The sequence below is a fragment of the Vibrio sp. 1288 genome (assembly GCF_033344475.1).
Genome location: NZ_JAWPOX010000299.1, coordinates 1 through 844 on the forward strand (window position 1 = coordinate 1; position 844 = coordinate 844).

The window sequence follows — 844 nt, forward strand, 5'->3', positions numbered from 1 at the left end:
TATACGGGCGAGATTTTTCTTGAGCCCAACCGCCAGCTGTTGCGTGAGTATCGCAGTTTAGTTAGTGAAGAGTCAGAGCTCTTCGCGATGGTCAATAAAGACCTCGCGTTACCTGCCGTAACGTTAGATAACCAGCACATTGAAGTGATGCTGAATGCGGGTCTCAGTGCCGATAGCAACATTGCCATTAATACGGGCGTCGATGGTGTCGGTTTATATCGAACTGAAATTGCATTTTTACTTCAACATCACTTTCCATCGGAAGATGAGCAGTATCATCAATATCGAGCAATATTAAACAGCTACTCGAGCCAACGCGTGGTGATGCGTACTCTAGACATCGGTGGTGATAAACCATTGCCATACCTGCCAATCGAAGAGGACAATCCGTTTTTAGGTTGGCGCGGGATTCGCTTTACGTTAGATCATCCTGATATCTTTTTGATTCAATTGCGTGCGATGCTAAGAGCCAGTGCTGAAAGTGGTAATTTAAGTATCTTGTTACCCATGGTATCTGGTATTAAAGAGCTGGATGATGCGATGACGCTGATCAACCAAGCCTACAGCGAAGTTGTCTTGCTTGATGAGCGTATCCAGGCTCCAAAGGTCGGGGTGATGATCGAAGTACCATCGATGGTATATCTGCTTCCTGCCATCGCGCATCGAGTGGATTTTGTCTCTGTTGGTACTAACGACTTAACTCAGTATTTACTGGCGGTGGATCGGAACAATTCCCGCGTCGCTGATGTCTATGAATCCATGCATCCGGCAGTGCTGTTAGCACTCAAACAGATTCATGACGTGTGCGATAAATATCATGTGCCAGTGTGCATCTGCGGTGAAT

Annotated in this window: 1 protein-coding gene; it reads left to right on the forward strand. The window is 46.3% G+C overall.

The genetic code is table 11. From position 1 onward, the window contains the following. Positions 1–844: putative PEP-binding protein (locus R8O11_RS26365; protein WP_318194762.1), on the forward strand; the 844-nt coding region annotated here is incomplete at both ends.